This is a genomic window from Pseudomonas fungipugnans (genome assembly GCF_029955235.1).
In the GTDB taxonomy this organism is placed as follows: domain Bacteria; phylum Pseudomonadota; class Gammaproteobacteria; order Pseudomonadales; family Pseudomonadaceae; genus Aquipseudomonas; species Aquipseudomonas fungipugnans.
The window spans coordinates 1594771-1619528 of the sequence record NZ_JARBWL010000002.1 but is presented as its reverse complement, the minus strand read 5'-3'; the positions used below and the strand labels follow the sequence as shown (position 1 = coordinate 1619528).

Sequence of the window (24758 nt, the reverse complement as noted above, 5' to 3'; positions counted from 1 at the left end):
TTGAGCCCATCCTCTCGACACCACAGCCCGCTTCAGGCCCGGGTGAACACCGCCAACAGGCCGACCCACCTTCACGGCATGTTAATTTTTGCGACCGTGAATGTAGGTCATCGCACAATATCCCTGACATACGCCTGGCATGCCCGTAGCGCGATCAGTCCTTGATCGCCGTCGCCGGCGATGCCGACAATTCGTTGAGCATGCGCTGGGTCAAGTCGGGCGCGCGCTCCTCCATGAACCACGCCGCCGGCGCTGGGGGTGGCAGGCATTGAACAGCCACTGGCTGAATCCGCAGCGTCGAGGAGGACTGACAGCCGCAGATCAGCAGTGGCAAGGCGATCGCGCAGGCGAGCCTGATTGGTTTGAGCATCGGTCAATTCCTTGTGATGGGTTTGGTCGCTGGCAGTCAGGCGCTGTTCGAGCGCCAGGCGCTTGTCTTGCTCGGCCTGCTGCTGGGTCCTGGTGGCCACGGCCAACTGGTTGAGCGTTTCGGTGTGCAACCTGGCCTGCTCGGCGAGCTGGTTGCCGTAGCGCCACTCCTGCACCTGCCATGTGCCAGCGGCGGTGACCAGCACCACCACCAGCAAACCGGCCAATTTCCATGACAGGAGACTCACGCCAACACCTTCAGCGCCGTGGCGTACAGCGCCCTTCGATCAGCGACGCCGTTCTGCCCGCCATTGATCCGCTGCGTGATCTTGTCGAAGCTCCCGGCATCGGCCAGGGTGTTCAGGCCTTTGGTCGCCCAGAACCACGCCGCCGACAGGCACGCATACTGCGGCTGCTCCAGCAGTTCAGGCTGCTTGATCAGGTCCAGGCCCAGGGCCTCACCGCAGGCCGCGTAATTGGCGCGGCCAGTAATCTGGATCAGGCCACGGCCACGGTATTTGGAGCCATCACCCGCCACGGTGTTACCCAGGTCCTTGCGGCCCTCATACCCGGCCTGTTGCGCGGTCGGCCCCCAGATTTCACGGACGTAACGGAGCTGGCCAGACTCATGGCCAACCTGAGCAATGAACGCGGCGACCCGCTGGAGACCCACGATCTGGTAGCGCTGCATCGCCGTGTTCAGGACAGAAACAAAAACGCCGGCTTTGGCGCCGGCGTTCGGGAGGATCTGCAATAGCTGTTGTTGCGTGATGGGCATACTTTTCTCCAGGCAAAAAAATACCCGCTCGATGGCGGGTGCGTTGTGCGAGTTCGACGAGCTACATCAAATCGGCAGCGTTAACTTCAGGGTCGGCGGCGATCACCGGAACGTCCGGCTCGGCCGGCCATACCGGTGCGGCGTACCAGGTCGGTTGGGCGGTGACCTTGCCGAGGGCAAACTTGTAGGCCTTCCAGGCTTTCAGACTCAGCAGCAACGCGGCCTGCTCCACCTCGTCCTCTTCAGTCGCCTCACCGGCATCGATGCCGTACCCCAGGGTGTCGACACGGTCCTGAATGCGCGCAATCTGCACCACGGCCCTTGCGTTCTTGGCAGCCAGCTCTGTTCTGGCCTCAGCCAGTCGCGCCGCTGCCGTCGTTTCCGCCTTCATTTCAGCGGTGACCAACAGAGCCCAGTTGATTGCACCAACACCTCCCTGCACGGGTGCCCACTCCGGCGCCGGCGTATCGACCGGCGACGGCGGAAGCCTTACTGCGCCATCGGGCACATTTTCCAGAGGCGCCGGAAAGGCCTGCTCCTGGGTGTAGTTCGCCGGGATCGGTAGGAACATGGCCAACCTGATTTCCCCGTCCACCTTATCGATGTCGCCCATGAACCACCTGCTGGAGACGGCACCACCCGGCAGCGTGCCGCCGTCGGCGAGCCGGGTGAAATCAAATACCTCACCATTCACTGTCAGCACGTCGCCACGCTTCTCGATGCGCAAAACATCATCGCACCGCGTCGGCCATAATTTGATCCGCATCAGAACCACCTCCCTATACACAACATTTTCAAATTAACGATGCTTTGCCCGACCGGACCGTTCCTGTACACGAACGACATACTGGTCTGCGATACCGAGTACGCGCTGACCACGCCGGACGTATCGTTGGTTGCGGAGGGGGCGGCGACGGCATAGCAAAAGAAATCCCCACTCGCGAACGCCACAGGGACAGCAAAAGGACCCACTACCGTCGCAGCGTTTGCCGTCACAGGGAAAGGCCCGACATTTTTAATAATGCTGATCAGCGTCCCATCAGCGAACTTGGTGTAGGAACCGGTGGAGGTGCTGCCTGACTCAATAATGGCGCCGGTCGGGACACCGCCCAACTGAGCCACCGTGCCGACGATATCGGTGATGGCGGTTCTCTTCAGCTCAAGCGCTGTCCTTGCTGCCGCTGCCGTCGTCGCGCCCGTACCACCTTTCGCGATGGGAACGACATTTTCAGTCGAGACCGCTCCCAGCCCGGCCAGTGTCGAGCCCCACTGCTGGATGATGCTTTGTGCCTGATCGGCGAGCTGCTTCACGTACCCCTGAACTGGGGCCAGCGTATAGCTCGCGCCGGCGACCGTGGGGCCGGCATATGCCGGGAAGATTGCCAGCACCGTTGCGCTGGCGATATTGGTCACCTCGTGAAGCGCACCATTCGGGCCAATAAATGCGTCACCCACCCGACTGTTCGATGCAAAATCGGTTCCCAAGCCGGTCACACTCGTTGACCCGTTTGTGACAGTTACCTTTCCTTCTCTGTACCAGGGCATGGAGCCTCCAAAATTTGGTCATAAAAATACCCGCACTGGGCGGGCATGAAAGTTCGAGTTGAATCAGTTAAATGGAAGTGGAAGTCCAGCGGTTTGTATGATGAGCGCTGTCGGGTATCGATCAGTTGCTATGTTGCTATAACTTATTCCAGCGGGTACGCCGCCGCCCGCCATGGCCCTGGAATCTGTGGTCCCAGCAGAAGCCCCAAACATGAAACTGATGCCTCCAGTGCGCCCATAAGCCCCCTCCACGACGCCATAAGCAGCGGCATCGCCGCTATCTCCAGAGCTAAAGTCCATGATCCCTCCGCCCCGGGACCAAGGAAGAAAGGCTGCATACTCCACTCCGGGACTCAGAGGTACGTCGTAAATGCAGTCAGCCTGCGGCATTGGGTAGTTAGGTGGCACTCTCAACTGGCGGCGCTGTGTTCTTCCTCCCAGATAGGTCAAATAAATTCGGCCACCTTGCGTGCGTGGGTCGGGTGGCGGAGCGGTATATTGACCAATTATATTGAGAGGTGGCTGCAGGGAATTAAATGTAAGAGCCCCGCTCTGGTTATAGATCTTCAGAAACGGTGTCCCGACGAAATTATCGGCCATCAAATCGAAACAGTAATACCGCGTTGCAGACGTAGCATTCGAGTACAGGAATGTAATGGTGTCGCCGATTCGCTGGGAGCCGTTAAGCGTTCCAGATCCAACGAGAAAAACAATGGGATTACGCGCATTGGTCAGAGTGAACCCAAACAGGTTGTCTCCCTTATCTTGAGCGACGTTTTGAACAGGGGTCCAGTTTGTCCCCTCTCCAGGATCAAGCTGAGCTGACCTTAATCCCCTTCGCGACCACGACTGCTGGAAAGTCATGTATCCACTCTTCACTAAACCATAAGAAATCTTGGTGGTGTCGAAAAGCATCTGGCCGTTGTCTTTGTATACGGTTAAGCCTGCCATGCTTAATAGTACCCATAGAAAATTCTGGCGTTGGCTGAAAAGAACCCCCAACCCCTGGTTACATAGCTGTACGCCCAAGACAAGGCCCCTGGTGTCATCGTAACGCCAGGCAGGTGACCGGCCTCCCGCTGCATGTCAACGAGCGGAACAACTGCAAAGAACTGAGTCTTTCCAATTGGCGGAGGAGGAATGGCAATAGAGCCATTGATCCCACCGGTATCGACGTAACCCTGGTCTTGGCTAATGCTCATAGTCATATCGAGCATGACCGCTCCTGCGGGACTTTGAATTGTCAGTCCAGTCATTTCACACACTCATATTGATGGCGAGATTGCCGTTTGGGTGATAAAGCTTCACGGAGTTGTTATTTATCGCCAGGCGAGCCTGCCCCGCGCCTTGTCCGTTCATTTCAAACCCCCCATTCTTGAAAATTGCCCAGCCGGTCTGCCCGGGCACATAATTCGTAGAGCAGATGTAATCGCCGATCTTCGCGTTGGTGATGGTGCCGTCCTGGATAAACGCGTCACGAATGAACGTCTGCCCGCCCGATACTGCGAACGGCGAGACCGGCGTGCCGTTGATCAGGTTCAGCAACATGAAGGTGTCGGCCCTGACGACGAACTGGGACGACACTCCGCTTGGGTCAACCTGAAGCCCCAGCCCGAAGGAAGCAGCGTACTTTTGCCCGCCTGCGGTGGTCTCCATTTTTACCGACCACAGCGTTTCCATCTTGCCCTCGGCCGTTGCCTGGGCCTTGGATACCGTCTGTACGGCGGCGGCATTGCCATTGATCGATGCCTGCAACTGCTCCGAGCGTTCAACCTGGGCTTTATCCGCCGTGGCCAGGGCGCGGGTTTCCTGCGCAAACAGCGCTGTGCTCTGCCAATCCTTGATCACCCCCGATAGCGCTCCGTCACCGGTATCATCCCTGCCCATGGAGTACACCGCTCGCACGGTATTCTTCACGCCGGCCACTGCTTCATCAGTGGCCGCTTGAGCAGTCTCAACCTGCTGAATGTCCGCTGCGTTGCCATCGACGCCCGCCTTCAATTGGTCCAAGCGATCGGCGGTGGCCATCTTGTCGGACGCGACCACAGTTTCCAGCGAGCGGATGCCCGCCTTGTTCTCGCCCACCGCTGCATCCAGTGCCGTGGTGCGCTCGACCTGCGCCAGATTATCGGAAGCCTGAACCTTCACTTGCTGCGCAAACGACGCGCTGACCTCCCAGTCGTTGATAACCCCGGCCAGCGATGCCGATCCATCGTCCGCACGGTATGCCGCCCGCAGCGACTGCAAGGCCGTTGCCGAAGCAGTGACCTTGCCGTCTACCTCGGTAATCTTGGTGGTGTTGAGCGCCACCTGCTCGGCCAGCGCGTTGGCGGATTGCAAAAGGGTTCCGACATCAGTCCAGTAGCTGGCGTTTGGTGGTGCTGTGTCGACTGGTACTGCTTCGATTGCCTGATACAGGTGCTGGCCCTGCCGAACGATCTCGCCGATGACGTACCTCTTCGCTGGGTCATACACCAAGGCATCGGTCACCTGATCAATCAGCTCGGCCAGCTCCTCTTTGGCCTGACCCAGGCGATCATTCACCGACCCCGGCCCGCTGCCAGAAATCAAATCAATCTCATCCAGCAAGTGCTTTCCGAGCTCCGTCTCAGTGATCTTGCCGGTCAACAGGTCGAGAATCGGCGCTGCTTCCGAGCTGGCCTGCCCCATCACCCCGCTGCCTACCGGGTAGAACGGCCCCACGTTGCCGGTCCGATCCACCAGGCGCGCCCAGAAGAACAACGTGGCACCGGCCTTCAGCTGCTGCAGGCTGTAGTCGCTTTGTGGGTAGGCCAGATCCGCCAGCTTGGTCGCGTCTGGCAGGCTGGTGGTCTGCCCATACCAGATTTCCGTGCGCTGAGTGTCCTCGGCGCCAGCGGGGAAGCCCCACTTCAAGCCGATGCCGAACAGCAGCGGCGTGGCCGTGAGGAATGACACCGCCGGCGGCAAGCCTGCCTTGCCCTCGAGATTGGTCAAAACCGAGTTGGTCGGCATGGACGACACGTTCAATGCACTGACAGCGCGCACCCTGGCCAGGTACTGGCCGGAGTAAATCCCGCGAACATCCACCATCAGTTCACCGGTGCGCGGCATCTTCATCCATTCCCGGGCACCCCAGCGCCATTCGACGTCATACCCCACCGCGCCGGGCGCTGCGTCCCAGGCAATGGACATGCTGGTCACCGCAATGCCCTGCTCAATCACAACGTGCTGACTGATCAACACCCGCGCCGGAGCCGCTTGTGTGCCGATCGGTATACCCGTGATCGGGCGTGGATCGACTACAGCTCCGAAGTCGATAGCGTTGAATTTGCTCGGCTCGTGCTGGATCATTTCGAGCTGGTACTGATGCCACTCGGGACGCGTCACGTTCCTGACGTAAAACTGCATCAGCTTCAGGTCGTCGTAATCCAGCGCCCAACCGCACTCAGCCTCGGGCACCTCGCTGTAATCGGCCATGACGGTGATTGCCCGGCCGACAGCAGAGCGGACTACGCGGGCCTCTGACTTACCACTGGGCAGGTTGACGAAGAGCCGGGCGCCGGCAGGTACCGCAGTATCCCGGTCCAAGGTGATGACTCGACCGGCGACCGCCGAAATACGCCCACCATTCGCTCGGCCTGCCAACGCAGGATCGGCCAGCGCGATCACTTGGCCAGGTTTCGGGATTTGGCCGTCCAGACCAACACGCATGGTCGCGCCGCGTGTCTGTAACTGCTCAGTCAGCAGCGCCCATTGCCCGGCGCGCTGAGCCTGTCCCAGCGATGTGCAGCCGATGGCGTCTACGGAGAGTTCCCGCACCATGCCGAGCTCGGCCATGGCGTCATCATCAAACACCGGTTCCTTGTCCGTTTCAAATCCCTGATCCGGATTGTCCCAGGCGACCATGGCCAACGTGTGCCGATCCCGCGCCCGGGTGCCTTCGTATTTGATTTCCCCATTGTTCAGGATCTGGGCCGGGCTGTAGGTGTAGACCGGATCGCCAGGCATATCGGCGTTGACGACAATCTGGCTGCCGTCCCAATAGGCCATGCCGTGGAAGATCGAGGCCAGATCCTGTAACACCGCGTAGGCCTCGGCCTGCTTCTGGAAATAGAGATTGCAGGTGAAGCGCGGCACCTGACCACCCTTGCCGTCGGGCACCATCTGGTCGCAGTACTGGGCAATTCGGTACAACGACCAGCGATCAACCATGGTGGCGTCGATGCGCTCACCGAGACCGTAATACGGGTGCAGCACCAGGTCGTAAAAGATCCAGGCCGGGTTGTTGGTGTAAGCCTCCTTGAAGGTACCATCCCAAATTCCGTTGCTTGTTCCAGTTCCGGCCGTTGCATACGTGCGGGTCGCGGCGTCGTAGTTGGCTGGGACGCGGATAATACGGCCACGCATCAGGACGGCGATCTTGGCGATATCGCCGCCGAAGGTCTGGGCGTCGTATTCGATGCTGCTGACGGCGGTGAGCGGGTATTCCTGGTCACTGTCGACAACCTCGGCAATCGCCTTGACCACCATCTGGTCAGCAACCAAGTCAGAGGACGCGTTCGGGGTCAGGCGCCGAACGCGAATAGTCCAGCGGCCGCCGGCGGGCAACTCAATCCGGTGCGCCCGCTCGTATTCGGTGACGTTCTTACGGTCGACGAACGTGACCAGCGCCTCAACATACGGGCCATTGTCGGTAGAGATATCCACGGCGTAATCGACGCGAACGCCGTTGATGTTGCCGGCGGCATCCTGGCTGCGAAGTGTTGGCCAACTCAAACGCAGGCGCACTGCGTCGATAACCGAGTTGGTGATGGTGTGCAGCCACGGCGTGCCGAAGATCAGCTCTTGCTTGACGTCGATCTCGTTACTGGATTCGGTATTGCCTTCCAGACGCGCCTGATTCAGTTCGCCATTGCGGAACTGCCATTTCACGCTTGGATAGTTGACCGTACCGTCCAGGGCCTGGATAGGTGTGCCGTCCAGCTTGATCGAGCGCAGGCCATCCACCGGCCCAACAATGGGGCCCCAACTCCACATGTAGACGATTCGCGCAGTGGAGATCGACGGCACGCCGTTCAGGGCAATGCTCGGTTTTTTCTCCTTGGCTTGACCTCCCTTGCTGCCGGCGACCGCGCGGCGCTTGCTTGCTGCTTCACGCGGCGCCTTGTTTGCTGCTGCGCTCATGCGCCCCTCCAGATGCAAAAACCCGCCGAAGCGGGTGTGGTTGTGTGGTGTGATTCAGATGTTGTCTTGGGTGTAGATCCCGCCTGACTCGATGGCCCCGCCAATCTCACGCTCGCCGTACAGCAGCGGATACGGGTTGCCCTGGGCGATGGTCGTGACGGCACCGCCGAAACCGTAGCTCGGGTTGTTGCCGTCATCGTTCTTGTCGCTGGTGTTGGTTTTCGTAGTCGGCGACAACATCTGCACCACGCCACCCAAGGCGACAGCGGCGCCGGCGGCCAGTAACCCCATGCCCAGCACCGAGGTCGTACCCCCCGTGAACATCCCGGCAACGATCAGCGCTACGCCCAGCAGGGTTTGAAACATGCCGGCCTGCTTGCTGCCTTGGATGATCGGCATGATTCGGATATCGCCGGCGCCGGAGCCCTTCAAGTCCAGCTCTTCTTGCCCGATGTTTCGCTCGTCGACAAACACCGCGAAGACAAGGCCACGCTCTTCAGCCTGGCGCATGAACTGCTCGAAGCCGGGCTTCATGTTGCACAGCGCGCTCGTGGCATCAAGCACACCATGGATGTCGAGGACGTATTGGCGACCGAAGCGTTTGCCCAGTACGCCGCCAAGTTTGATGGTGCGCTTCATGGTCGATAGTCCTTGTGTCGAAGGATCAATTTCACACGGTTGGCTTGGGACCAGCCGTAAATCTCGCGACTGGCCAGGCGCCCGGGCATGTGGTGATAGATGAATGGGCCAGAACCGCCCAGCGTGGCTGCTGGCTCACTGATCAGGGCCGGTTCGTCACCCAGATAGATGGCCGCATGATTGGGGTGAAAGCAGTTACGCCCCGGCGTCGGGATCTGCAACACAAGCATGTCGCCGCGTTGCGCCGTCTCCACCTGGTAGAAACCGGTGGCCTTGAAATTCTCCTCATACAAGCTCGGGCCGCTTTCATCTTCCCACCACAGATCCTGCCGCTCGAAGTTCGGCAGTTTCAGGCCCGCCTCTCGGGCATACCAATCGCGGCAGGCCGACCAGCAGTCAAGCAGGCCATGGGAAAAGTCCCGGCCCAGCAGCGGCGCCTGGAAGCCCGACGGCTTGAACCACTCGAACTCCCCGCCCGGCCAGCCAACGATGCCCCAGGGCAATTCATGCAGCTCGCAACTGACCCGGTCGGCCATGCTCGGCGTCGGCGCCTTGTCCGGGTGGCTATGAATGATCGCCAGCACCTCGCCGCGATCCTCGGCGGCGGCTTGGTCGCGTTCGCAGAGCTGGAAGTTCTCCCGATCAGTCTTGGCCACGTTGGCACAGGGGATGTACTCCCGGCCGCCGGCGCTGCTGATCAGCAGACCGCAGGCTTCGGCCGGGTACGCCCGTGCCGCATGGGCGCGGATGGCGTCCTGCAACTGTTTGTTGATTCGCATGGTTACCTCGAACTTGTGATCAGGCTCGCGCCCATTGAGCCGCCGAACCGGCGAGTGTTGCCGCGCAGCTTGCAGCTGCTCCACCAGCCGCCGCAGCGGTCCAGCGCCGGGTTATCCGTGGCCTCGTTCTTCTTGGTGAACATCGCTCCCCCCATGTAGGCGCAGGCCTCACCGCGATAGCCGCCACGACAGGCCCACCGGCAGAGCTTGGTGATCTGCTGTGACGGCAGCTGCTGGCCCTCCATGTCCGTGGGGCTCGACAGTTCAAACACCACGGTGGCGCGGGTCTCCTCGGTCTTCTGCTCGATGTACCAGAGGTTCACCTTGCTCTGGTCACTGGCGGTCGGGTTTCCCTCGGGGAAGTTCGCCGCGTCCAGGAAGTGGCGGAACGTCTCGATGACGCGCACCTTGGCACCGGCCAAGTCGCGGAACTGCAAACACAGCGCGGTGATGGCTCCGGGCACGCCACCCAGTTCGTTGGCCACCTGCAGCGTCGGTGATGCTGGCCGACCATCGCCACGGATGTCGAAGCCCTTGGCCGTGATCTGGAGCGGCGAATAAACCTGCCCCTGCCAAATGATGTCGCCTTCCTGGGCGTGGCCGTGGAAGCGCCAGAGATTGGCACCCAGGCGCGTGGCGTCGAGCTCGAACAGCCGGATCTGGTTACCCGGCTCCAGCTTCTGGATATCAGTGTTGTAATTCATAGGGCCTCAGAAACAGAAAACCCCGCACTGGGCGGGGCTGTGGGAGCGAAACGGTTACGGGTTGAACACCTGCTTGAAGACGAAAGTCAGCGTGTACAGGCTGGCCCCGAGTGGGCGCGGCTTGTACCCGGTGCATCGGTAACGTCCTTGCACGCCACCGGGCGGCGTCCAGAGAAAGGACTTATAGCCTTCGTGGCGGTCTAGAAATTCCCAGATGCCTTTCAGGTCAGCACCTGGCGCCAGCGGACCGGTGAACGTCATGTTCCAGGTCTGCCGCTTGGTGTTGATACCGATGCCGCCGGCTTGGGTGTAGCCATCGCCAAAGTCGTTTTCCCAGGTGCTTTGCTCTACCTCACCGTCGGCGCCGATCTGAGCGCAGTAGTTGAATGTCTCAGCCATCAAACCCTCTTCCAGAGCAAACCGCCCTGCCCCATTTCACCTTGGAGAACTCGCCGGATCATGGTCGTTAAACCCTCGCCGGCCATTTCTCCCTGCCGGCGCGCATCAGCATCACTCGTGCCCGGCTGGGCCTGCATGGTGACGGGGGCGTTGATGGTGATACCACCGCCTCCACCGCCGCCAGCACCTGATGCCCGCAGCTGTTCAAGCGTTGCATCGAGCTTTGCACTGGTGCCGGCCGTAGTCACCCGCTCGCCCTTTTGCAGCAGCCAGGTGCCCGTCTCCGGAACAGCGTCGATGCCGTCGTGCGCCATACCCGCCAGCGCCGCACTGGCGACACCGGCAACCATCGGCGCGGTGGCCGCAGCAGCAGCTGCCGCAGCAGCGGGCGCCGCAGCAGGACCGACGATAGGAATCGCTGCCGTCGAAGCGAACGCGGCAAGGCTGGCCTGAAAGGCGGTCGCCTGGGCGTTGGCCACCAGCGTCGGCACCGCGCTCGCCTGCGTGGTCTTACCCACCAGCAGTTGCACGGCCTGATAGATCAGCCATTGAGCTGCCATATCAGATAGCGCCTTCAGCGTCGACTTGGCGAAGTTGGCCACCAGATCACCGAGAGCATCGCTCGCGGTTTCGGCTCCGCTCGCCACATCAGACAGGAAGGTGCCCAGACCGTCGGTGGCGCTGTCCAGGATCGATGACGTCACCTCTGCGGCCTGGGTCGTGTAGTCCTGTGCCGCATCGACGTAGTTCTGCCAGGCATCGCTGACGCCATCCATCCAGTTGGATTGGGCTTTGTCCTGCTCGTTGTAATAGTCTTGCTGAATGACCATGCGCTCGGCCAGCGCCTCTTCGAGCAACTGTGTTTCCGCGTCATAAGAAGACTTGGCATCAGGGTCGCCCAGCAGTTCGGCCTGCTTGTACTGCTTGTACATCTCGGCGCGCTGCTTCTGGTAGTCCTGCTCGATCGCGAGATTTTCCCTTAGCCGTTCCCTGAATTTGTCGCCAGAGCCGGCACCCGCCAGTTCCATCTCGAAGCCTTGCCGAACCGTTGTGTTGCTGTCCTTGAGGTTCGCTGCCAGGGTGGCCAGCTTCAGGTCTTCCTCGTTTTGCTTTTTCAGGCTGAGCTTTGCGTCGAGTTCGGCGGCCAGGTCTTTCAGAGCCTTCTGCCGATCAGCGCTGACACCTTTGAGCTTCCCAGACTCAAGCTCGAAGGACAGCTTCGAGACTTCGCTGGCCTTGTGCTGCTTGCCGGTGGTTTCGTCGATCAACGCAATCTGGCGACGATAGCCTTCTTCTGCGTCTACGCCGCGCTTGGACAGCGCCTCGGCCGCCGACTTGGCTGAAGCCTTGGCAGATTCGTCGGCTTTCTTGGTGGATTCCGCTGCTCTGACCGCAGCGTCGGCACGCCTCTGTGACGCAACAAGCAGGTCACCCTCGCCAGCCTTCAGCCCTTCAACAAGCCCAGCTTTAATTCGGGCGGCTAACTTGTCGGCCTCAGTGCTCTTATCGGCCAGCAGGATCTGCTCGTCGATCTTTTTGGCCATCTCCGTATAGACCTTTGATGCTTCGGATACCGCGACAGAGACATCAGCTTTACCGGCCATTTTGTTTAAATCTGCAATAGCCGCCTTCAATCCATCTACAGCTTCATTCGCACCAACAGCAGCGCCTTTCGCTTGAATAAGGTCTGCCTTCCAGTTTTCGAGACTTGGGCTTTGGGGAAATCTTTTTATGTTGTCGTTAAGTGTGAATATTCTTGCATTGATAGCGTCGGCGGCCATTGTCGCGCTTTCAAGTTTCTTCGTGTAATCAGGAATCGCAGCAGCAGCCTGATCTGCCTTCATGGTGGCAAAAGTTGTATTTAGCTTTGCAATTCGCTCGTCGAGTGCTGCCGAGGCTTTATCCGCCTCGCTGGCCCGAGTTGCAAAGTAAACCAGAGCGCTGCCGGCAAGTAGCGCTGCACCCACAGGCCCGCCAAGAAGAGCCATGGCCGCTGATGCGGCTCGAGCGGAGGCAGTAACAGTTGCAATGCCAGCGGCGGCGGCAGCAGAAACCCCAGCCATGCGGGCCAGAGTCGCTTGGTAACGAATGGTGTCGGCCTGAACCAGAACGAACGATGCTGCGGCGCTTGCCGCCGACCCTGCAAGTCGTATCGAGAGAACGCCAGCCAGTACCAAAGCCGCTTGCGCTGTCGCGTCGAGCGCTGTCTTTGTGGCTGGATTGGCGAGAACCTTGTTCAGTGTATTCGCTGCATCCTTTGCAGACTCAAGACTCCCCTCGCCGGTTAAAAGGCCGGATACCGTATTCTGCAAAGCCACCAGAGAGCCGCCAAACGTATCCCGAGCAGCCGCTGCCGCGCCGCCATAGGATTCCTCCAACGACTTCAAAATGATCTGTTGGGCGCCAGCAACATTGCCTGTCGACTCCATGGCAAGTGCGAGCTTCTTCTGCTCCTCCGAAAATCTGAAACCTTGCTTACTCAAAGACGTGAGTCCTTGAGAGGGAATGTCAAGCGCTCGGCCAATTAACTCAGCCGCATCCTTCACACTCGTTCCAGTGCGGGCAGCCATGTCGGCCGCAGCCTGTAGGGCTCGATTGAACTGATTTCCCACAACCCCAGAAAAGGCGAGCAACGTCGTTTGCGCCTGATTTAAATCGCCAGCCGAGAAAGTCGTGGCGGCCTCCATAGCGGCCGCCATTTCATTTAATTGGTCACGACTGTAGCCCGCAGCCTGACCTGTCGACTTAAGCACTGCGCCGAGCTGGGCCTGTTCCGCTTCGGCATTTTTCGTCTCGGTAACAAATCGGCCAAAAATGCTGGCTACCGAGAATGCAGCCACGGCACCCGCCGCAACCTCGCCCAAAAGACTCCAGGCAAGGGACGCCTGATTGGCGGCGTCTGTCATTTCTTTGGATGATTTTTTTGCAGCTCTACCCGCTTGATCCATCGGCCCAGTGAACCCGCCAATCTTGGCAATCAGGTCGAGCGTTAGAGTGCCAAGTGAGCCCGCCATATATTTTCTCCAGGCATAAAAAAACCCGCCGTAGCGGGTTCAATTAAATTAAAAATAACACTACTTCTTCAGAGCATTGACTGCGTCTTGAGCAAAACAGCAAGCATATCTAACTGCACTTAACATCGCCGCAAACAAAAGAGCATATACAGAACTTATAAGACACCCGAATATAACGGGCCAATTCATAGTCAGCTGCCCCGCACTCAAATAACTCGGACTGCTAACAATCTCGACCCGCCCAAAATTATAAAGAACAATCATTGCGGCGAGCACCGACAACACGGCCATAACTTTCGAGATAAACACGCAAAAGTCCAAACGTTCCCTATTCATAACGATTCCAACAATTAGAAAGGGGCAATTTAACATCGCAACAGCTATTCGACATAGCACAAATCTAATCCCAAGACGCCACAGCCTCCTCAAGCGATTCAACTCGCGGATCCATGTGCGGCGCAAAGTCCTGCTGGTACAGCTTCTGCGCATCCTTGCCTGTCTTCGAATTGACATAGAACGCCTGGAACTGGGCCAGGGCCATCTCGACCCGCATGCCGGGGTGAAGCGATCCGCGCTTGGCACGAAATTTCACCCAGACCAGAAACTCGGAATAGGTCATGTTTTCCTGCGCCTCGGCGATGGTGCGGCCGCCTATCCCGTTCATGACCAGCTCGCACCATATTTCATCAATCGGCTCTAGCGCGCTTTCTTTCCCGCGTTTTGAACCTCGCCGATCGCGATCAGCAGCAGGTTGGTCAGGTCGGGGTCGAGTGCGCCTTTCTCCGGATCAGCCTCGCCAGTGATGTCGGCTACGGAGAACACCGCCTTACCCTCGGCATCACAGATGCTGGACGCAATGCGGGAAGCCAGGGGGTCAGCGCCGCGATGGGCGGCGATATCGCCCACAGCGGTCTGGTACGACAGCGGCCGCACGAAGCAGGTGAATTTTGAGCCAGACCATTCGATCTGCTTTTCAACCGGTCGCGCCGTGAACGCCTTCGATTTTTTCAGGTTTGCGATATTCAGTTCCATTAAGCGGTGACCTTACGAATCCAGGCGGAACCGCCCGAGCGCTGAATCGACACTGTCGAAGCAACCACAGCGTTCTGCGCGAAGGTGAATGGGAAGTCGGCCACGTAGCCCTGGAATGCGAACCAGGTACGAGTCTTGGCCAAAACGAAGTCGTCGCCATCTTCAGAGACGGTCGGGGCAATGTCCTTGCCGTCGGACCAGCCCACCACCCACTTGATCGTGGTGTCGCCATCCGTTTCGGACAGCTGATGCAGGCGAATATGGCTTGCGTTGTTCGGGTCAGCGTTCAGGCCGAGGGAGGCCTGGCCAGGTGTACGCAGGCCTTTTTTGTAGCTGCGCTCCTGGGCAGAGAGACAGGTGTCTTCAATCTGCTCGGCTGGAGCGCCGCCCGGGTCGAAGCTAGTGGCGCACTCAATTTCCATGACTGTCATCGGCCCGGCACCGGTAGGTGGCGGGACCAGTGCGTATACCTGGGTTCCTTGGGAAAGAATCGACATGGCGTTCTCCAAATGTCGGGCAAAAAAATACCCGCGCTGGGCGGGCAATGAGAATGGGAAAGTGCTCGAAATTCGTCCGAATTTTATGCATTAGGATGCATTGGCCAATTCGGCACACTCGAGGAAAAACAGATGAACCAGTTGAAACAGATGTTCCGCAAGCTGCTTGGATTGCCAGCCATCAAGGCAAAAGAAGAACTCCAGCAAGAGCAGTTCGACAACCTGATGGATGCAATGAAGGACTTTGAAGATATGTACAAGAAGCACTGACAATTCGCCCCGCTGTCCTTCAGCGGGGTACAAACCAACTCACATCGAAGCTGTACCGATAGTTCTTTGTGGCCGGGTCACGACTGTCGCCACCCCAGCGGATGATGTAGGCCTTCAGCTCAATCGCGTCACGAACGGCCTCGGCCACGGCTCGGGCCGAGCTTCCGGTGTCGGCATAGACGTCGACCTGCAGGGTGAATCCATCAATGTCGGGACGGCCGGCCAGGTAGTTCTCCGGATCGCCCCCGATGGTCTGCCAGACTGCGTACGGCTTGGCGACCTTGTCCGGGGCATCGCCGAACGGATACAGACGTATTGGGCTCCCCAGCAAAGCAACCACTCCGGGGTCTGCCGCGCATACCGCGTTGATCGGTGCGAACATCAGCTACTCCTTGCAGCGCGCGCCGCGCGCCGTGCAGCCCTGTCGATGGCGGCCTCCATTTGGGTGGCGAACACCTGAGTGACCTCAGCGATATTGTTCTCCAGCGCCGGGCGCAAAGCCGGGTCGGCCTTGATGTGTTCGGTGCCGAACTCCAGGAGACGCCAGTGTGGTGTCGGTGCGTTGGTGGATTTGCTGCCGTTTTTGATCAGCACGGCGCCGTGCAACACCCCCACACGAAACCCGAGATCACCGGTTCGCCGGAATAGCCGACCGTTCCAGCGCAACACGATGTTGTCTGCAATGGATCGGCCTGTCTCTGGATCATCCCAGCGCCGAGCGCCTTCCCTGGCTTTCTCGGCAACCAGCTCGGCAGCACGCCGCAATGCGGTCCTGCCACCCTTGCGCCGAACGTCGTGGTTCACTGCGCCAATTTTTCCCAGCAGGCTATCCATGCCCACCAGGCTGAACTTGATCTGCTCAGCCATCATTCACCCCCTCGGCGTAGGGCAGCGTCAGATATTCCAAACCCGACTTGGGGTCAGGAAGAACGCCCTTGATGCTGTAGATCTGCCCGCGATAGACGCCACGCATCGACGCATCAATGTCCGTGCGCCGGCGGATAACAATCCGGCCAACCACTTCGGACTGCACCGCCCGTGCTGCGATGAAGTCACGGGCACTCAGCGGCTCGATGGCTGCCGAGACAGTCACGACATCAACCCAAACGCCCGGGATAGGCTCTTGGGTTTCCGGGTCGACACCCGGCACCAGCTTTTGGAACAGCATGCGGTGACGCAGATCCCCGGCTCTCACGGCGCCACCTCAACATCGGGTGGACCACGAAAATTACGGGACGACCAGAGCAGGGAATCCACAGCCAGCGGCAGCTCTGCGGTGATAGTGCCGATTACCACAGCCTCGCGACTCGCGTAGGAATGCCCCAGCAGAAGTAGAAGCGCAGCCTTGAACGACGCAGGGAAGTCCGCGACAGCTTTTAACGCGGGGTTGTCGCAATACCACAACGCCCAGGCCAGAGCCGACTCCGCGTAAAGCTCGATCAAGTCGTCATCGCCATCGTCGTCAACGCGAAGATGCTTGCGCATCAACGTCATCGGAATCAGGTCGGTGACAGGGATGCTCATTTTTTGGCACCTGACTTCTTGGCGGTTTCGTTGTTGGCCTGGTTTTCTGGCTCTGGCTCTGGCTCTGGCTCTGGCTCTGGCTCTGGCTCTGGCTCTGGCTCTGGCTCTGGCTCTGGCTCTGGCTCTGGCTCTGGCTCTGGCACCAAGATTGGATCTTCCAAAACCTCTTCTGCCAACCCCAACGCAATCAATTGTTCTGCGATTTCGGGCAAAACGCGGCGCTGTTCGAACTGGTCGAAGTTGCCGGCGTGGTAATGGGAAAACTGACGCAGTGCACGAATCTTTTTCATAGCCCTGTCGGGGCAGTTGCCCGCCCCGCCCCAGTGATTAGCCGCCAGCGGCCGGAGTGAAAGTGCCCTTGATGATCGCAGTCGGACGGTAGTGAGTTACCGCCAAGCGTTCTTCGCAGAGGATCGTGAGCATGTTTTTCACGAAGTTGTCGCGATCCTGGTTACTGATCTCGATTGTCGCGTCCATGCGGTCCCAGATCTGCGAAGCCAGGTCAAAGCCGCCGACAGTGAAAGTGCCCTGCGCCTGGGCCTTGGTAGCTACGACCGGAAGCCCCCACATGACCTTGGCCGCAAATGCAGCTGGACCGCCAAAGATGTACCGACCATCAGCGTCTTTCAGCAGTGCAATCGCATGCCAGTCGCGCGGGTTCAGAATCAGGCCAGAGGCCTCGAACTCAGACTCGCTCGTCTGGAAGATGGCGTGAGCGATCTGGTCAGCGCGGGTGTCGCCCGCAGCGTTGAGCTCTGTGTCATAAGGACTGGCCACTTTATTGAGTCCAATCAGGTTGTCGCCGGTGCCGTCACCGTTGAGCAACTGACCTTCTTCAACCAGATCCAAGCCAAACAGCAGGCGACCATTGACGTAGGATTCAAGCATCGGCGCATCGTCCATGATCTGGCGAGAGGCCTGAATCCAGTGGGCGATCGTTTTGACGTTGGCAGTTTCCTTGGTGAACGTGAGGCTCGACTCGGGCTTCAGATTGCCCTCGGCAACTGGAGCTGCACTGTTGATGAACACGTTCTCGCGCACGTACTCGATGGCATTCGAGGTGGTGCGCCCCTGGGCCAGCAGGTCACGGATGGTCAGGCGGCGTAGGCCAGGCATGAGAATGCCTGCGTTCTGCTGGGGCTGGACCAGCGCGCCAGCCGAAGCAGCACCAGCGCCCAATGCCTTACTGAAGCTCTTCACATCAACCTTGCCGGAGGTGGAACCGTTCCAGCCCTTTTTCAGGTCTTCGGCCGCACGCTCAGCGAACGACTTTTTGGTTTCTGGGTTATCGAGGGCTCCACCTGCAAGCTTCGACTCCAAGTCGAACAGGCGAGTACCGGCGGTTTTCAGTTCGTCCTGGACCGTTTGCAGGTCGCCCTGCAGCTTTTTGCTGATCTCGCCGGTGCTGGTGATTTCTTTTTTCTGCGCATCGAACAGTTCGGTCATGTTCTTCTGCGCGTCTTCGATTGCTTTTTGAATTTGGGCCAATTCGGACATGGTTTACTTTCCTACAGTTGGGAAGGATTTAAGGCGATCAAGGATCGCGGTGATTTCGCCACCTTCGGAATCGCTCCGAACTGCGGACTTGATGCGGGCGATAAACGCCTGCGCTTCGGACTTGGACAGACCGGCCGATTCCCTCAACCAGCTTTCCGCGTCGCGGATGCTTTCGATGGCGTCCATGCTTTTCAGGGTCGACACCGTTGCCTGTTCATTCGCGGGGAACGTACAGACACTGATCTCGCTGAGCCGCGATACATTCGTAAACGAGTAACCAGTAGCGATTGAGGAGAAGTCGCCCTTAGCAGCGGAAAAGCCCACGGACATTCCGCCGACGGTTCCATGAATCATTGCCGCCTTCAGCGCCTCCGACTGAGGGTTGCCAGGGGTCAACTCACCCTTTACATGCAACCCCGTACTGTCCTCGGACAAGTCCAGCCATTTGCCCACAGGGATCTCATCCCGGCGGTGATTGAAGAACATGGCCACAGCTCTCGACTGGCTCTTCAAGGTTCGCGCAAAGGCGCCATGCTGAATGATGTCGCCGTCGCTGTCGGTGATACCGAACACACTGGCGTAGCCCTCAAAAACCCCTTGGGCGCCACCACTGGCAAACTTGATTGCGGCCTGATCAAAGGCCAGTGTCTTGCAGATGCTTGGCATTTCAGCCTCCAGAAAAACTAAACCCCGCTGGGTGCGGGGTCCGTTTGGCCAAGTTGGGTAAGCGGTACGTTCTGCGACTGACAGGTCGCGACATCGCCACCAGGCACTGGGGGCAGATTGTCCAAACGCCTAAGTTCGTCACGGGTTCTCAGGCCTTTGTCGGCCATGATTCCCATGAATGCCGCCCTCGCCGCAGAGTCGCCCCGCAGGAGGCCTTCGAGATTGTGTTCGGCGTGCAGCCGACCAACATCCGCGGGCTTTAGCAGCCAGCGCTGAATGCACCCCTCCCAGATTTTCAGGTAGGGGTCGAGGGTGTACTGAAGGAATCCGATGTTCTGCTGTTCGATGCCTGAGCCCCAGCTGGTCGACTTTTCAACATCGCCCACCAGATGCGGTGGTACACCGAAGAACCTGGCCAGCTCGCCTACCTGAAACTTGCGGGCTGCCATAGTCTCGGCGTCCTGCGGACTCACGCCGATGGCTTGCGTGGTAAACCCGGCTTCCAGAATCCATAGCCGCTTTTTGACCGGGCCGCCGGAGATCTCCTTAAAGTTCTCTTCCACCTGCGCACGCTGTAACTTGCTCAGCGTCTTGCCGTCACCGGTCATAAGGATCTGCGGTGATTTCGCGCCATTGGCATAAAAGTCCCGCTGTTGATCTTCCATCGCCACAGCGACACCGGCCGTCCTGGCGGCAAAGGCAATCGGAGAAAGGCCGACCAGACCGTTAAACCCAAACCCCTTCAGGTGGAAAATGTCGGCCTGTTTGAAGTCGGCGTACTCAGCATCGCGGCGATAGCGATAGACGATTCGCTTCCCCTCAAGCCGGACATCCATGTTCACCGACATCAGCGGAACCAAGCTGATGATATCGCCCACACCGTTGCGCTCGATCAGCGCGTAAGCGTTGCCGTAGTAACAGAGCTGCATGGTCATCGCGACGCGGAAATCGAACGCTGTCATGAACTGGTTTGGGGCGTAGCGCAGCAGTCGAGCCAGCGGATTATCCAGGCCTACCTTGGAGCGGTCATCGCCCTTGGTTTCGAAGACGTCCAAGGGCAAACAGGCCGACACGCTGGAAATCAGGCGCACGCAGGCGAACACTGTCGAGATTTGCAGCGAGCGCTCGTCGTTGACGATTGAATCCCCTACCGCACCCGAGGCCGACACAGGGCCGGTCTGCGATCCTTGATTGGGTGACACCAGGCGCCCACCAACGAAGAAGCTCGCCATGCGCGCCCAGAAGGGGCTGCGGGTGCGCAGGTCAATGCTGTAGTCGGTATCTGCCATTACATGCTCATCGTATTGTTGAGGAAGTCATCAAGATTTACGGTGTCGACGTGAGCACCGGAAACACCCAGGGCCATCAGTAACGCGGCCATGTCATCGATCTTGTCGGCGGAGCGTTTCTTGTCGGGCGCCATGTTCATGTTGTCGTCGCGGCGGGCAATCAGGTTCGACGCGCACCAGTTGAGAATCATGTCGCCGCCGTGGGCCAGGGCGCCTGCGATGTAAGCTCGCTCCAGCGCCTGCATTGCCGGGTGGTAGGACTTCGGTCCCTGGATGAACTCAATCATCGGAAGCTCAGCCGCTACCAGCCGGTTGACCAGGTCACTGGCGTTCCACTTGTCATAGGCGATGGCCTGCACGTTGAAGTGGGCACAGACCGCTTTCACGTCAGCCTCGATCACTGCGTAATCGGTGACGTCGCCCTCGGTCTGCTTGAGCAGACCCGACTCAACCCAAGAAGCGTAAGGCACCGTGCCGCGCTCGGTACGAAAGGCCACCGCGCTCTCCGGAGCCCAGCGCCAGCCGTAGGTGTAGATCACGCCGTCAACGTTCCAGACAAGCCGAAACGATGTGAGGTCAGTTGTCGAAGCCAGGTCGAGGCCGCCCCAGCACGGGTAGGCCGACAGCCATTCAAGGTCAACCTCACCGGAGCAGCGCTGCCACTTGTTGAGATCTACCCAGCCGTCAGCGGTGGACGCCGGCCGGTTGAGGCGCTTGATTCGAAACTCAGCCATCTTGGACGGCATCTGTTTCGCTTCGACCGCCTCTTTGCGGATGGCCGCCATCAAGTGCGGGTTCACATCCATCAGCGGGTTGGCTTTGATCCAGCAGCTTTCGTCGAACTCGCTGTCCGCTTTGATGCCCAGTGTTTTGTCTTCGTCGTCGACGGCGTAGAACACCACCAGGAAGTGATCAGCCGTATAGCCGAACAGGCCAGACAACAGCTTCTTGGCGAACATCCGAATTTCGGCCCACGGACCGGGGTTGGTGTAGCCCTCAGTCGTCGTGTATAGCCAGAGCGGGTTGCCCCGCGCACCGGCTGCTGACGTCAGAACGTTCAGCAGGTCGGCGGTTTTGTGTGCGTGAATCTCGTCGAGACCAACATGCGACGGGTTGAGGCCGTCCTGTGTCGATGCCTTGGCATGAATCGGCTTGAAGCTCGCACCGGTTTCAATCCGGCTGATCGACTTGGCCCAGACCTCAAGGCCGAAGTATTCGCGAAGGTCGGCGTTCTTTTCGACCATGCGCTTCGCGGCGTTAAAGATGATTGCAGCCTGGCCGAACGTAGTGGCGGCGCTGACGATCTGCGCGCCCTCTTCCGGTTCGCAGCATTCGCAGTACAGAAGAATCGCCGAGGAGAGCGTGCTCTTGGCGTTCTTCCGCGCCACGGCGAACAAAGCCGAGGTGAAGCGCCGAGGATGGAACATCCCATCACCGCCCCAGCCCTCGGTGTATACCGCTTCGCGTTTGCGGAAGCCGAACAGCTGGACTACGAAGAAGATATGCGACGGGTGCATCACAATCGTCGGCTTGTCCCATTTGCCTTCAACGTGGTGCAGCTTCTCGATGAAGTCGCACGGGTCGTTGGCGTGCCATGGGTCGAAGATGAACGGGCAGTCTTTCTTCTTGGCGCGCTTGAGGTCATCAAGGAAACGCTGTGACGCCTGGCGAATCAGCTTGCCGTGCTTTTTCCTTTTTTTGTCGGCCACCGCAGCCTTGGCGTAGTCGGTCGCGATCTTGACGAAATCACGCATCCCTACTCCAGACTGGACAGCCAGATCATTCGATTATTTTGAACCCTGCTTGCGGCCGTTCCCGGCGAAGGCGTTGCCTTTGTTGTCATCCGCACCGGACGATTTGACCTTGCCCTGGGCGACCGGCGTCAGACCGAAGTCGTTCTGCAGGTTGCGCAGCGTGCCGGACATACTTGCGGTCGGCGCTTCGCCAGCGGCGTAGAGCTGAACGATCTTTCCGTGCAGGGCACACATGTGAGCCAGCGGACTGAGCGCGGCATCGGTTAAAAGTTTGTTGGCCATCAGGATCGGCACCAGCCGGTTCCACTCTTTAATGGCGTGAGCGTTGGGCATCCAGTCGGGAACGACGGGTGCTTCGTCGACAAGAGGCAGCTCGACTTCGACCGGCACATCACGATCTTTGCGCGTTGTGCCGGCGACGGCCTTGAGCTGTGCAGGCTTTCGCGGGTTGGCCATGTGGGCTACTCGAAATACTCAATGAATGCGCCTTGATGGCGCTGTTTGCGTGTGATGAAAAACGGTTTTGCTCAAGTGACCGCGCGAAAAAAAAGTTTGGGCGCGGTCTAGAAACTTTTTTGCCCCAACTTTTGACCCTCCCCCTGCCGCGAGTGAGAAATCGTCTCATTTCGATAATTTCTCAGCCTTTTTCGACCAAAACTGCGCGATTCGTTCTCATTACCGGCCACCGGGACAGGGATCAGGCCTTGGACTGCCTGACATTGCCGAAACCGCCGTCCTCGCTTGCCGTCTTGCGGCTGTGGCAGGGATGGCAGAGGCCTTGCCAGTTGTCACGATCCCAGAACAGATCGTTGTCGCCACGGTGCGGGGTGATGTGGTCGAGGTCAGTCGCCGGCTCTACCCTTCCCTGTCTATCGCACTCAGCACACAGCGGGTGCTTGACCAGGTATCCGGCGCGGGCCTGCTGCCATCGGTAGCCGTAACCTCGCTGGGTGCTGGTGCCGCGCTGCTGCTCAATCGGTTGATGCTGCGCGGTCTTGGCTGCTGCCGGTGCGTGCCGCTTTGGCTTCACCGGCACGGCGTGCCATCCATGTAGGTCAGAGGCACAGCTTCAGGGTCTTGCCCTTGGTCTTCTGCCAGGGCTTGAATTAGTAGGCCCTGTTGCTGGGCGATCCGCTCCAGGGTCGCTGTCTGCTTCTTCTGCTCGGCGAGGATCTCGACCAGTAAGCAGTTCACTTGCGCGCTCATAAGCTAGCCTCGACATCTTGTTGATCCATTCGCGCCGGGCGGCGCATCCACTGCAAGCCATTACGACCCCAGTGATAGCTTGATCGAGGCCAGCACCACGCCGATCGCGGCGGACTTGGACGACTTGGCGATCTCAATCACTTGAGCCTCAACCCGCGCAACCTCAGCCTGCTCGTCGGCCGGCATATCGGTGACCATACCCTTGATCTGGTAATACTCGGCACTGACTGTGCTCATGGTGGTGCTCCTCTTTGCGCGCCACGATTTGGCGCATTCGAAAACGTGGCGCGGATTACTCGACCTTCCGGCTCGGCAACTTGAAGTCAGTCACCCGATCAGCGATGTTCCGGATCTTCTCCACTCCCAGGAAGCCAACCCAGCCGCCGGCGAAGGTGGCCATGCTCTGAGGCAGGCCGAAGAAATCCAAGCCGCTGATGATCGTAAGAGTCAGGCCGCCACAGATGGCGCCCTCCACCAGCATCTGGCGACGCGTGCCGCCTCCGTAAGTGATACGCAAGACGGCCATGCCGCAGGACAGCGCAGCCGCATAGAGGATTGGCGAATGCTGGCTCAACCACGCAAGCGCTATCGCCCATGTGTCTGGTTTGTCTGGCATTGAAGGCATCTCGATATCCTCCCGGTTAGGGAGTGAAGGAATGGGTTATCTGGATCGGTGAAGAATGCCGCCTTGCTGCAGCTCTTTGCGGAGGACATCGCGCATCTTGTCGGCGAGTTCAGAGCCCAAGCCAAGACCGACCGCATAAGTTTGGCCGCTCGCCGCGAGCTCCATCCGCACCGACCACATGGCGCTGAGCTTCGCGCCGGTGATCGACGCACGCTCGACTTCAGCCTGGCTGATGTAGGTCACACCATCGACAACGATAAATGGCTTTGGCTGGTCCGGCTCTAGGGTTTCGAGCTTGCCCAGGATGATCGGGTAAGGGGCGCCGTACAGCTCGATTCGGCCGCCGCTCATCCGCCAGCCTGATACGCCTTCAACAAAGTCAGGGCTTTGCATTGCTGTGCTCCAGATACGAAAAAGCCCCGGCGAATGCCGAGGCTTGAGTACTCATAAGCAGCTCCTATGAGCTGCAGAACCTAAATTAATGAATAGCTTTGCGCGCCTTTTCTATAGCGCTTTGATACATAGCGTCAAACAAAGAGGTCATGTCTTCCAGAGTGATTAAGAACTCTTCGAAGTCGTTAAGCCAAATCCTGTATCCCTTGGCGATTTGCTCGAGTTGCAAATGAAACGATATTGAGCCCTCCGTCCGCGGTTTTGGCTCAGGATCGTAGGTGAACCATATGACGAACTGAATTCGGTCTGCGGATGATCGCTGGAACTCCTTTTTTGGAATTCCGGTGAAGTGCCCGTTCTTATCAATATCTCCAATTGCGACGTGTGGCGCCTCCTTGCCATTGATCATTATTGGGTTTCCGCTCGGTACTCCCAGGTATTCCGCAAACTTCCTTCGCACCTGCAGTGCGACATCGCGCAAATGTTCGAGCTTCTCAGCATCAGCCTCGAGGGCTTCCTTGAAGGTATTTGCAACTTCTAAAAACTTTGACATTCCAGGCACTCCATTTTTTGGAGTGGCAGATTGCCATAACAAAAAACTCAATCCAACAA

32 protein-coding genes are annotated in these 24758 nt (G+C 58.9%); 1 reads left to right on the top strand and 31 read right to left on the bottom strand.

Features of this window, described 5'->3' with window-relative positions; translation table 11 throughout:
- Positions 1–107: 107 nt before the first annotated feature.
- From POF45_RS22225 to POF45_RS22155, 15 genes are all read right to left on the bottom strand, one after another.
- Complete coding sequence (locus POF45_RS22225) at positions 108–617, bottom strand: lysis system i-spanin subunit Rz (protein ID WP_282316767.1); 510 nt, start codon at positions 615–617, stop codon at positions 108–110.
- Positions 614–1147, bottom strand: a complete 534-nt coding sequence (locus POF45_RS22220) for a glycoside hydrolase family 19 protein (RefSeq protein WP_282316766.1) — start codon at positions 1145–1147, stop codon at positions 614–616. The genes POF45_RS22225 and POF45_RS22220 overlap by 4 nt, the downstream gene beginning before the upstream one ends.
- Positions 1148–1208: 61 nt before the next feature.
- A complete protein-coding gene (locus tag POF45_RS22215; RefSeq protein ID WP_282317454.1) occupies positions 1209–1538 on the bottom strand; it encodes a phage tail protein in 330 nt (109 codons plus the stop codon).
- A gap of 374 nt (positions 1539–1912) precedes the next feature.
- The gene (locus POF45_RS22210) at positions 1913–2641 is read right to left on the bottom strand and encodes a phage tail protein (RefSeq protein WP_431978614.1); all 729 of its coding nucleotides are present in this window, start codon (positions 2639–2641) and stop codon (positions 1913–1915) included.
- 114 nt (positions 2642–2755) lie between these two features.
- Complete coding sequence (locus POF45_RS22205) at positions 2756–3643, bottom strand: hypothetical protein (RefSeq protein ID WP_282316764.1); 888 nt, start codon at positions 3641–3643, stop codon at positions 2756–2758.
- Between the two features lie 2 nt (positions 3644–3645).
- Complete coding sequence (locus POF45_RS22200; protein ID WP_282316762.1) at positions 3646–3909, bottom strand: hypothetical protein; 264 nt, start codon at positions 3907–3909, stop codon at positions 3646–3648.
- Between the two features lie 40 nt (positions 3910–3949).
- Positions 3950–7858 (bottom strand): TipJ family phage tail tip protein, encoded by a 3909-nt coding sequence (locus POF45_RS22195; protein WP_282316761.1) that lies wholly within the window; start codon positions 7856–7858, stop codon positions 3950–3952.
- Positions 7859–7912: 54 nt separating this feature from the next.
- Positions 7913–8497 carry a tail assembly protein gene (locus POF45_RS22190; protein WP_282316760.1) on the bottom strand — a complete coding sequence of 195 codons (585 nt, stop codon included), beginning with the start codon at positions 8495–8497 and terminating at the stop codon, positions 7913–7915.
- On the bottom strand, positions 8494–9276 hold the full coding sequence (locus tag POF45_RS22185; protein WP_282316759.1) for a C40 family peptidase: 783 nt from the start codon (positions 9274–9276) through the stop codon (positions 8494–8496). Before POF45_RS22185 ends, POF45_RS22190 begins: the two co-directional genes overlap by 4 nt.
- Positions 9277–9278: 2 nt before the next feature.
- Positions 9279–9980 carry a phage minor tail protein L gene (locus POF45_RS22180; RefSeq protein ID WP_282316758.1) on the bottom strand — a complete coding sequence of 234 codons (702 nt, stop codon included), beginning with the start codon at positions 9978–9980 and terminating at the stop codon, positions 9279–9281.
- A gap of 54 nt (positions 9981–10034) precedes the next feature.
- Complete coding sequence (locus POF45_RS22175; protein WP_282316757.1) at positions 10035–10379, bottom strand: phage tail protein; 345 nt, start codon at positions 10377–10379, stop codon at positions 10035–10037.
- Positions 10379–13393 carry a phage tail tape measure protein gene (locus tag POF45_RS22170; RefSeq protein WP_282316756.1) on the bottom strand — a complete coding sequence of 1005 codons (3015 nt, stop codon included), beginning with the start codon at positions 13391–13393 and terminating at the stop codon, positions 10379–10381. The genes POF45_RS22175 and POF45_RS22170 overlap by 1 nt, the downstream gene beginning before the upstream one ends.
- A gap of 400 nt (positions 13394–13793) precedes the next feature.
- Positions 13794–14057: a hypothetical protein gene (locus POF45_RS22165; RefSeq protein ID WP_282316755.1), complete on the bottom strand. Its 264-nt coding sequence runs from the start codon at positions 14055–14057 to the stop codon at positions 13794–13796.
- A gap of 32 nt (positions 14058–14089) precedes the next feature.
- Positions 14090–14425 (bottom strand): phage tail assembly chaperone family protein, TAC, encoded by a 336-nt coding sequence (locus POF45_RS22160; protein ID WP_282316754.1) that lies wholly within the window; start codon positions 14423–14425, stop codon positions 14090–14092.
- Entirely contained in the window at positions 14425–14922 is a 498-nt protein-coding gene (locus tag POF45_RS22155) for a phage tail tube protein (RefSeq protein WP_282316753.1), read from the bottom strand. Before POF45_RS22155 ends, POF45_RS22160 begins: the two co-directional genes overlap by 1 nt.
- A 132-nt stretch (positions 14923–15054) precedes the next feature.
- Between POF45_RS22155 and POF45_RS22150 the strand changes: the two genes are divergently transcribed.
- Entirely contained in the window at positions 15055–15192 is a 138-nt protein-coding gene (locus POF45_RS22150; RefSeq protein WP_282316752.1) for a hypothetical protein, read from the top strand.
- 19 nt (positions 15193–15211) lie between these two features.
- On the opposite strand, the gene POF45_RS22145 is transcribed toward POF45_RS22150, so the two are convergent.
- The 16 genes from POF45_RS22145 to POF45_RS22070 all read right to left on the bottom strand — a co-directional run bounded on the left by POF45_RS22145 (position 15212) and on the right by POF45_RS22070 (position 24699).
- Positions 15212–15574 carry a DUF3168 domain-containing protein gene (locus POF45_RS22145; RefSeq protein ID WP_282316751.1) on the bottom strand — a complete coding sequence of 121 codons (363 nt, stop codon included), beginning with the start codon at positions 15572–15574 and terminating at the stop codon, positions 15212–15214.
- Entirely contained in the window at positions 15574–16059 is a 486-nt protein-coding gene (locus tag POF45_RS22140; RefSeq protein ID WP_282316750.1) for an HK97-gp10 family putative phage morphogenesis protein, read from the bottom strand. The genes POF45_RS22145 and POF45_RS22140 overlap by 1 nt, the downstream gene beginning before the upstream one ends.
- A complete protein-coding gene (locus POF45_RS22135) occupies positions 16052–16387 on the bottom strand; it encodes a phage head closure protein (RefSeq protein ID WP_282316749.1) in 336 nt (111 codons plus the stop codon). Before POF45_RS22135 ends, POF45_RS22140 begins: the two co-directional genes overlap by 8 nt.
- The gene (locus tag POF45_RS22130; RefSeq protein WP_282316748.1) at positions 16384–16716 is read right to left on the bottom strand and encodes a head-tail connector protein; all 333 of its coding nucleotides are present in this window, start codon (positions 16714–16716) and stop codon (positions 16384–16386) included. The genes POF45_RS22135 and POF45_RS22130 overlap by 4 nt, the downstream gene beginning before the upstream one ends.
- On the bottom strand, positions 16713–17006 hold the full coding sequence (locus POF45_RS22125; protein WP_282316747.1) for a hypothetical protein: 294 nt from the start codon (positions 17004–17006) through the stop codon (positions 16713–16715). Before POF45_RS22125 ends, POF45_RS22130 begins: the two co-directional genes overlap by 4 nt.
- Before the next feature lie 37 nt (positions 17007–17043).
- A complete protein-coding gene (locus POF45_RS22120; RefSeq protein ID WP_282316746.1) occupies positions 17044–18213 on the bottom strand; it encodes a phage major capsid protein in 1170 nt (389 codons plus the stop codon).
- Between the two features lie 3 nt (positions 18214–18216).
- Positions 18217–18879 (bottom strand): HK97 family phage prohead protease, encoded by a 663-nt coding sequence (locus POF45_RS22115; protein WP_282316745.1) that lies wholly within the window; start codon positions 18877–18879, stop codon positions 18217–18219.
- Positions 18880–18896: 17 nt separating this feature from the next.
- Positions 18897–20168, bottom strand: a complete 1272-nt coding sequence (locus POF45_RS22110) for a phage portal protein (RefSeq protein WP_282316744.1) — start codon at positions 20166–20168, stop codon at positions 18897–18899.
- Entirely contained in the window at positions 20168–21922 is a 1755-nt protein-coding gene (locus POF45_RS22105) for a terminase large subunit (protein ID WP_282316743.1), read from the bottom strand. The genes POF45_RS22110 and POF45_RS22105 overlap by 1 nt, the downstream gene beginning before the upstream one ends.
- Positions 21923–21955: 33 nt before the next feature.
- On the bottom strand, positions 21956–22378 hold the full coding sequence (locus POF45_RS22100) for a hypothetical protein (protein WP_282316742.1): 423 nt from the start codon (positions 22376–22378) through the stop codon (positions 21956–21958).
- A gap of 241 nt (positions 22379–22619) precedes the next feature.
- Positions 22620–22898: an HNH endonuclease gene (locus POF45_RS22095; RefSeq protein WP_282317453.1), complete on the bottom strand. Its 279-nt coding sequence runs from the start codon at positions 22896–22898 to the stop codon at positions 22620–22622.
- Positions 22899–22948: 50 nt separating this feature from the next.
- Positions 22949–23128: a hypothetical protein gene (locus tag POF45_RS22090; protein WP_282316741.1), complete on the bottom strand. Its 180-nt coding sequence runs from the start codon at positions 23126–23128 to the stop codon at positions 22949–22951.
- A gap of 60 nt (positions 23129–23188) precedes the next feature.
- Entirely contained in the window at positions 23189–23365 is a 177-nt protein-coding gene (locus POF45_RS22085) for a hypothetical protein (RefSeq protein ID WP_282316738.1), read from the bottom strand.
- A gap of 55 nt (positions 23366–23420) precedes the next feature.
- A complete protein-coding gene (locus POF45_RS22080; protein ID WP_282316736.1) occupies positions 23421–23753 on the bottom strand; it encodes a phage holin, lambda family in 333 nt (110 codons plus the stop codon).
- 36 nt (positions 23754–23789) lie between these two features.
- Positions 23790–24146: a phage tail tip fiber protein gene (locus POF45_RS22075; protein WP_282316735.1), complete on the bottom strand. Its 357-nt coding sequence runs from the start codon at positions 24144–24146 to the stop codon at positions 23790–23792.
- Between the two features lie 85 nt (positions 24147–24231).
- Positions 24232–24699: a hypothetical protein gene (locus POF45_RS22070; RefSeq protein WP_282316734.1), complete on the bottom strand. Its 468-nt coding sequence runs from the start codon at positions 24697–24699 to the stop codon at positions 24232–24234.
- Positions 24700–24758: the final 59 nt, after the last annotated feature.

What these genes read in the sequence shown, in the direction of transcription:
- POF45_RS22115 (WP_282316745.1), bottom strand. Translation starts at nt 18,879, where the DNA reads ATGCCAAGCATCTGCAAGACACTGGCCTTTGATCAGGCCGCAATCAAG.
- POF45_RS22200 (WP_282316762.1), bottom strand. Translation starts at nt 3,909, where the DNA reads ATGCTCGATATGACTATGAGCATTAGCCAAGACCAGGGTTACGTCGAT.
- POF45_RS22175 (WP_282316757.1), bottom strand. Translation starts at nt 10,379, where the DNA reads ATGGCTGAGACATTCAACTACTGCGCTCAGATCGGCGCCGACGGTGAG.
- POF45_RS22100 (WP_282316742.1), bottom strand. Translation starts at nt 22,378, where the DNA reads ATGGCCAACCCGCGAAAGCCTGCACAGCTCAAGGCCGTCGCCGGCACA.
- POF45_RS22190 (WP_282316760.1), bottom strand. Translation starts at nt 8,497, where the DNA reads ATGAAGCGCACCATCAAACTTGGCGGCGTACTGGGCAAACGCTTCGGT.
- POF45_RS22155 (WP_282316753.1), bottom strand. Translation starts at nt 14,922, where the DNA reads ATGTCGATTCTTTCCCAAGGAACCCAGGTATACGCACTGGTCCCGCCA.
- POF45_RS22180 (WP_282316758.1), bottom strand. Translation starts at nt 9,980, where the DNA reads ATGAATTACAACACTGATATCCAGAAGCTGGAGCCGGGTAACCAGATC.
- POF45_RS22150 (WP_282316752.1), top strand. Translation starts at nt 15,055, where the DNA reads ATGAACCAGTTGAAACAGATGTTCCGCAAGCTGCTTGGATTGCCAGCC.
- POF45_RS22195 (WP_282316761.1), bottom strand. Translation starts at nt 7,858, where the DNA reads ATGAGCGCAGCAGCAAACAAGGCGCCGCGTGAAGCAGCAAGCAAGCGC.
- POF45_RS22130 (WP_282316748.1), bottom strand. Translation starts at nt 16,716, where the DNA reads ATGAGCATCCCTGTCACCGACCTGATTCCGATGACGTTGATGCGCAAG.
- POF45_RS22085 (WP_282316738.1), bottom strand. Translation starts at nt 23,365, where the DNA reads ATGAGCACAGTCAGTGCCGAGTATTACCAGATCAAGGGTATGGTCACC.
- POF45_RS22105 (WP_282316743.1), bottom strand. Translation starts at nt 21,922, where the DNA reads ATGCGTGATTTCGTCAAGATCGCGACCGACTACGCCAAGGCTGCGGTG.
- POF45_RS22145 (WP_282316751.1), bottom strand. Translation starts at nt 15,574, where the DNA reads ATGTTCGCACCGATCAACGCGGTATGCGCGGCAGACCCCGGAGTGGTT.
- POF45_RS22205 (WP_282316764.1), bottom strand. Translation starts at nt 3,643, where the DNA reads ATGGCAGGCTTAACCGTATACAAAGACAACGGCCAGATGCTTTTCGAC.
- POF45_RS22160 (WP_282316754.1), bottom strand. Translation starts at nt 14,425, where the DNA reads ATGGAACTGAATATCGCAAACCTGAAAAAATCGAAGGCGTTCACGGCG.
- POF45_RS22080 (WP_282316736.1), bottom strand. Translation starts at nt 23,753, where the DNA reads ATGCCTTCAATGCCAGACAAACCAGACACATGGGCGATAGCGCTTGCG.
- POF45_RS22165 (WP_282316755.1), bottom strand. Translation starts at nt 14,057, where the DNA reads ATGAACGGGATAGGCGGCCGCACCATCGCCGAGGCGCAGGAAAACATG.
- POF45_RS22140 (WP_282316750.1), bottom strand. Translation starts at nt 16,059, where the DNA reads ATGGCTGAGCAGATCAAGTTCAGCCTGGTGGGCATGGATAGCCTGCTG.
- POF45_RS22110 (WP_282316744.1), bottom strand. Translation starts at nt 20,168, where the DNA reads ATGGCAGATACCGACTACAGCATTGACCTGCGCACCCGCAGCCCCTTC.
- POF45_RS22215 (WP_282317454.1), bottom strand. Translation starts at nt 1,538, where the DNA reads ATGAAGGCGGAAACGACGGCAGCGGCGCGACTGGCTGAGGCCAGAACA.
- POF45_RS22075 (WP_282316735.1), bottom strand. Translation starts at nt 24,146, where the DNA reads ATGCAAAGCCCTGACTTTGTTGAAGGCGTATCAGGCTGGCGGATGAGC.
- POF45_RS22125 (WP_282316747.1), bottom strand. Translation starts at nt 17,006, where the DNA reads ATGAAAAAGATTCGTGCACTGCGTCAGTTTTCCCATTACCACGCCGGC.
- POF45_RS22170 (WP_282316756.1), bottom strand. Translation starts at nt 13,393, where the DNA reads ATGGCGGGCTCACTTGGCACTCTAACGCTCGACCTGATTGCCAAGATT.
- POF45_RS22120 (WP_282316746.1), bottom strand. Translation starts at nt 18,213, where the DNA reads ATGTCCGAATTGGCCCAAATTCAAAAAGCAATCGAAGACGCGCAGAAG.
- POF45_RS22070 (WP_282316734.1), bottom strand. Translation starts at nt 24,699, where the DNA reads ATGTCAAAGTTTTTAGAAGTTGCAAATACCTTCAAGGAAGCCCTCGAG.
- POF45_RS22185 (WP_282316759.1), bottom strand. Translation starts at nt 9,276, where the DNA reads ATGCGAATCAACAAACAGTTGCAGGACGCCATCCGCGCCCATGCGGCA.
- POF45_RS22220 (WP_282316766.1), bottom strand. Translation starts at nt 1,147, where the DNA reads ATGCCCATCACGCAACAACAGCTATTGCAGATCCTCCCGAACGCCGGC.
- POF45_RS22090 (WP_282316741.1), bottom strand. Translation starts at nt 23,128, where the DNA reads ATGAGCGCGCAAGTGAACTGCTTACTGGTCGAGATCCTCGCCGAGCAG.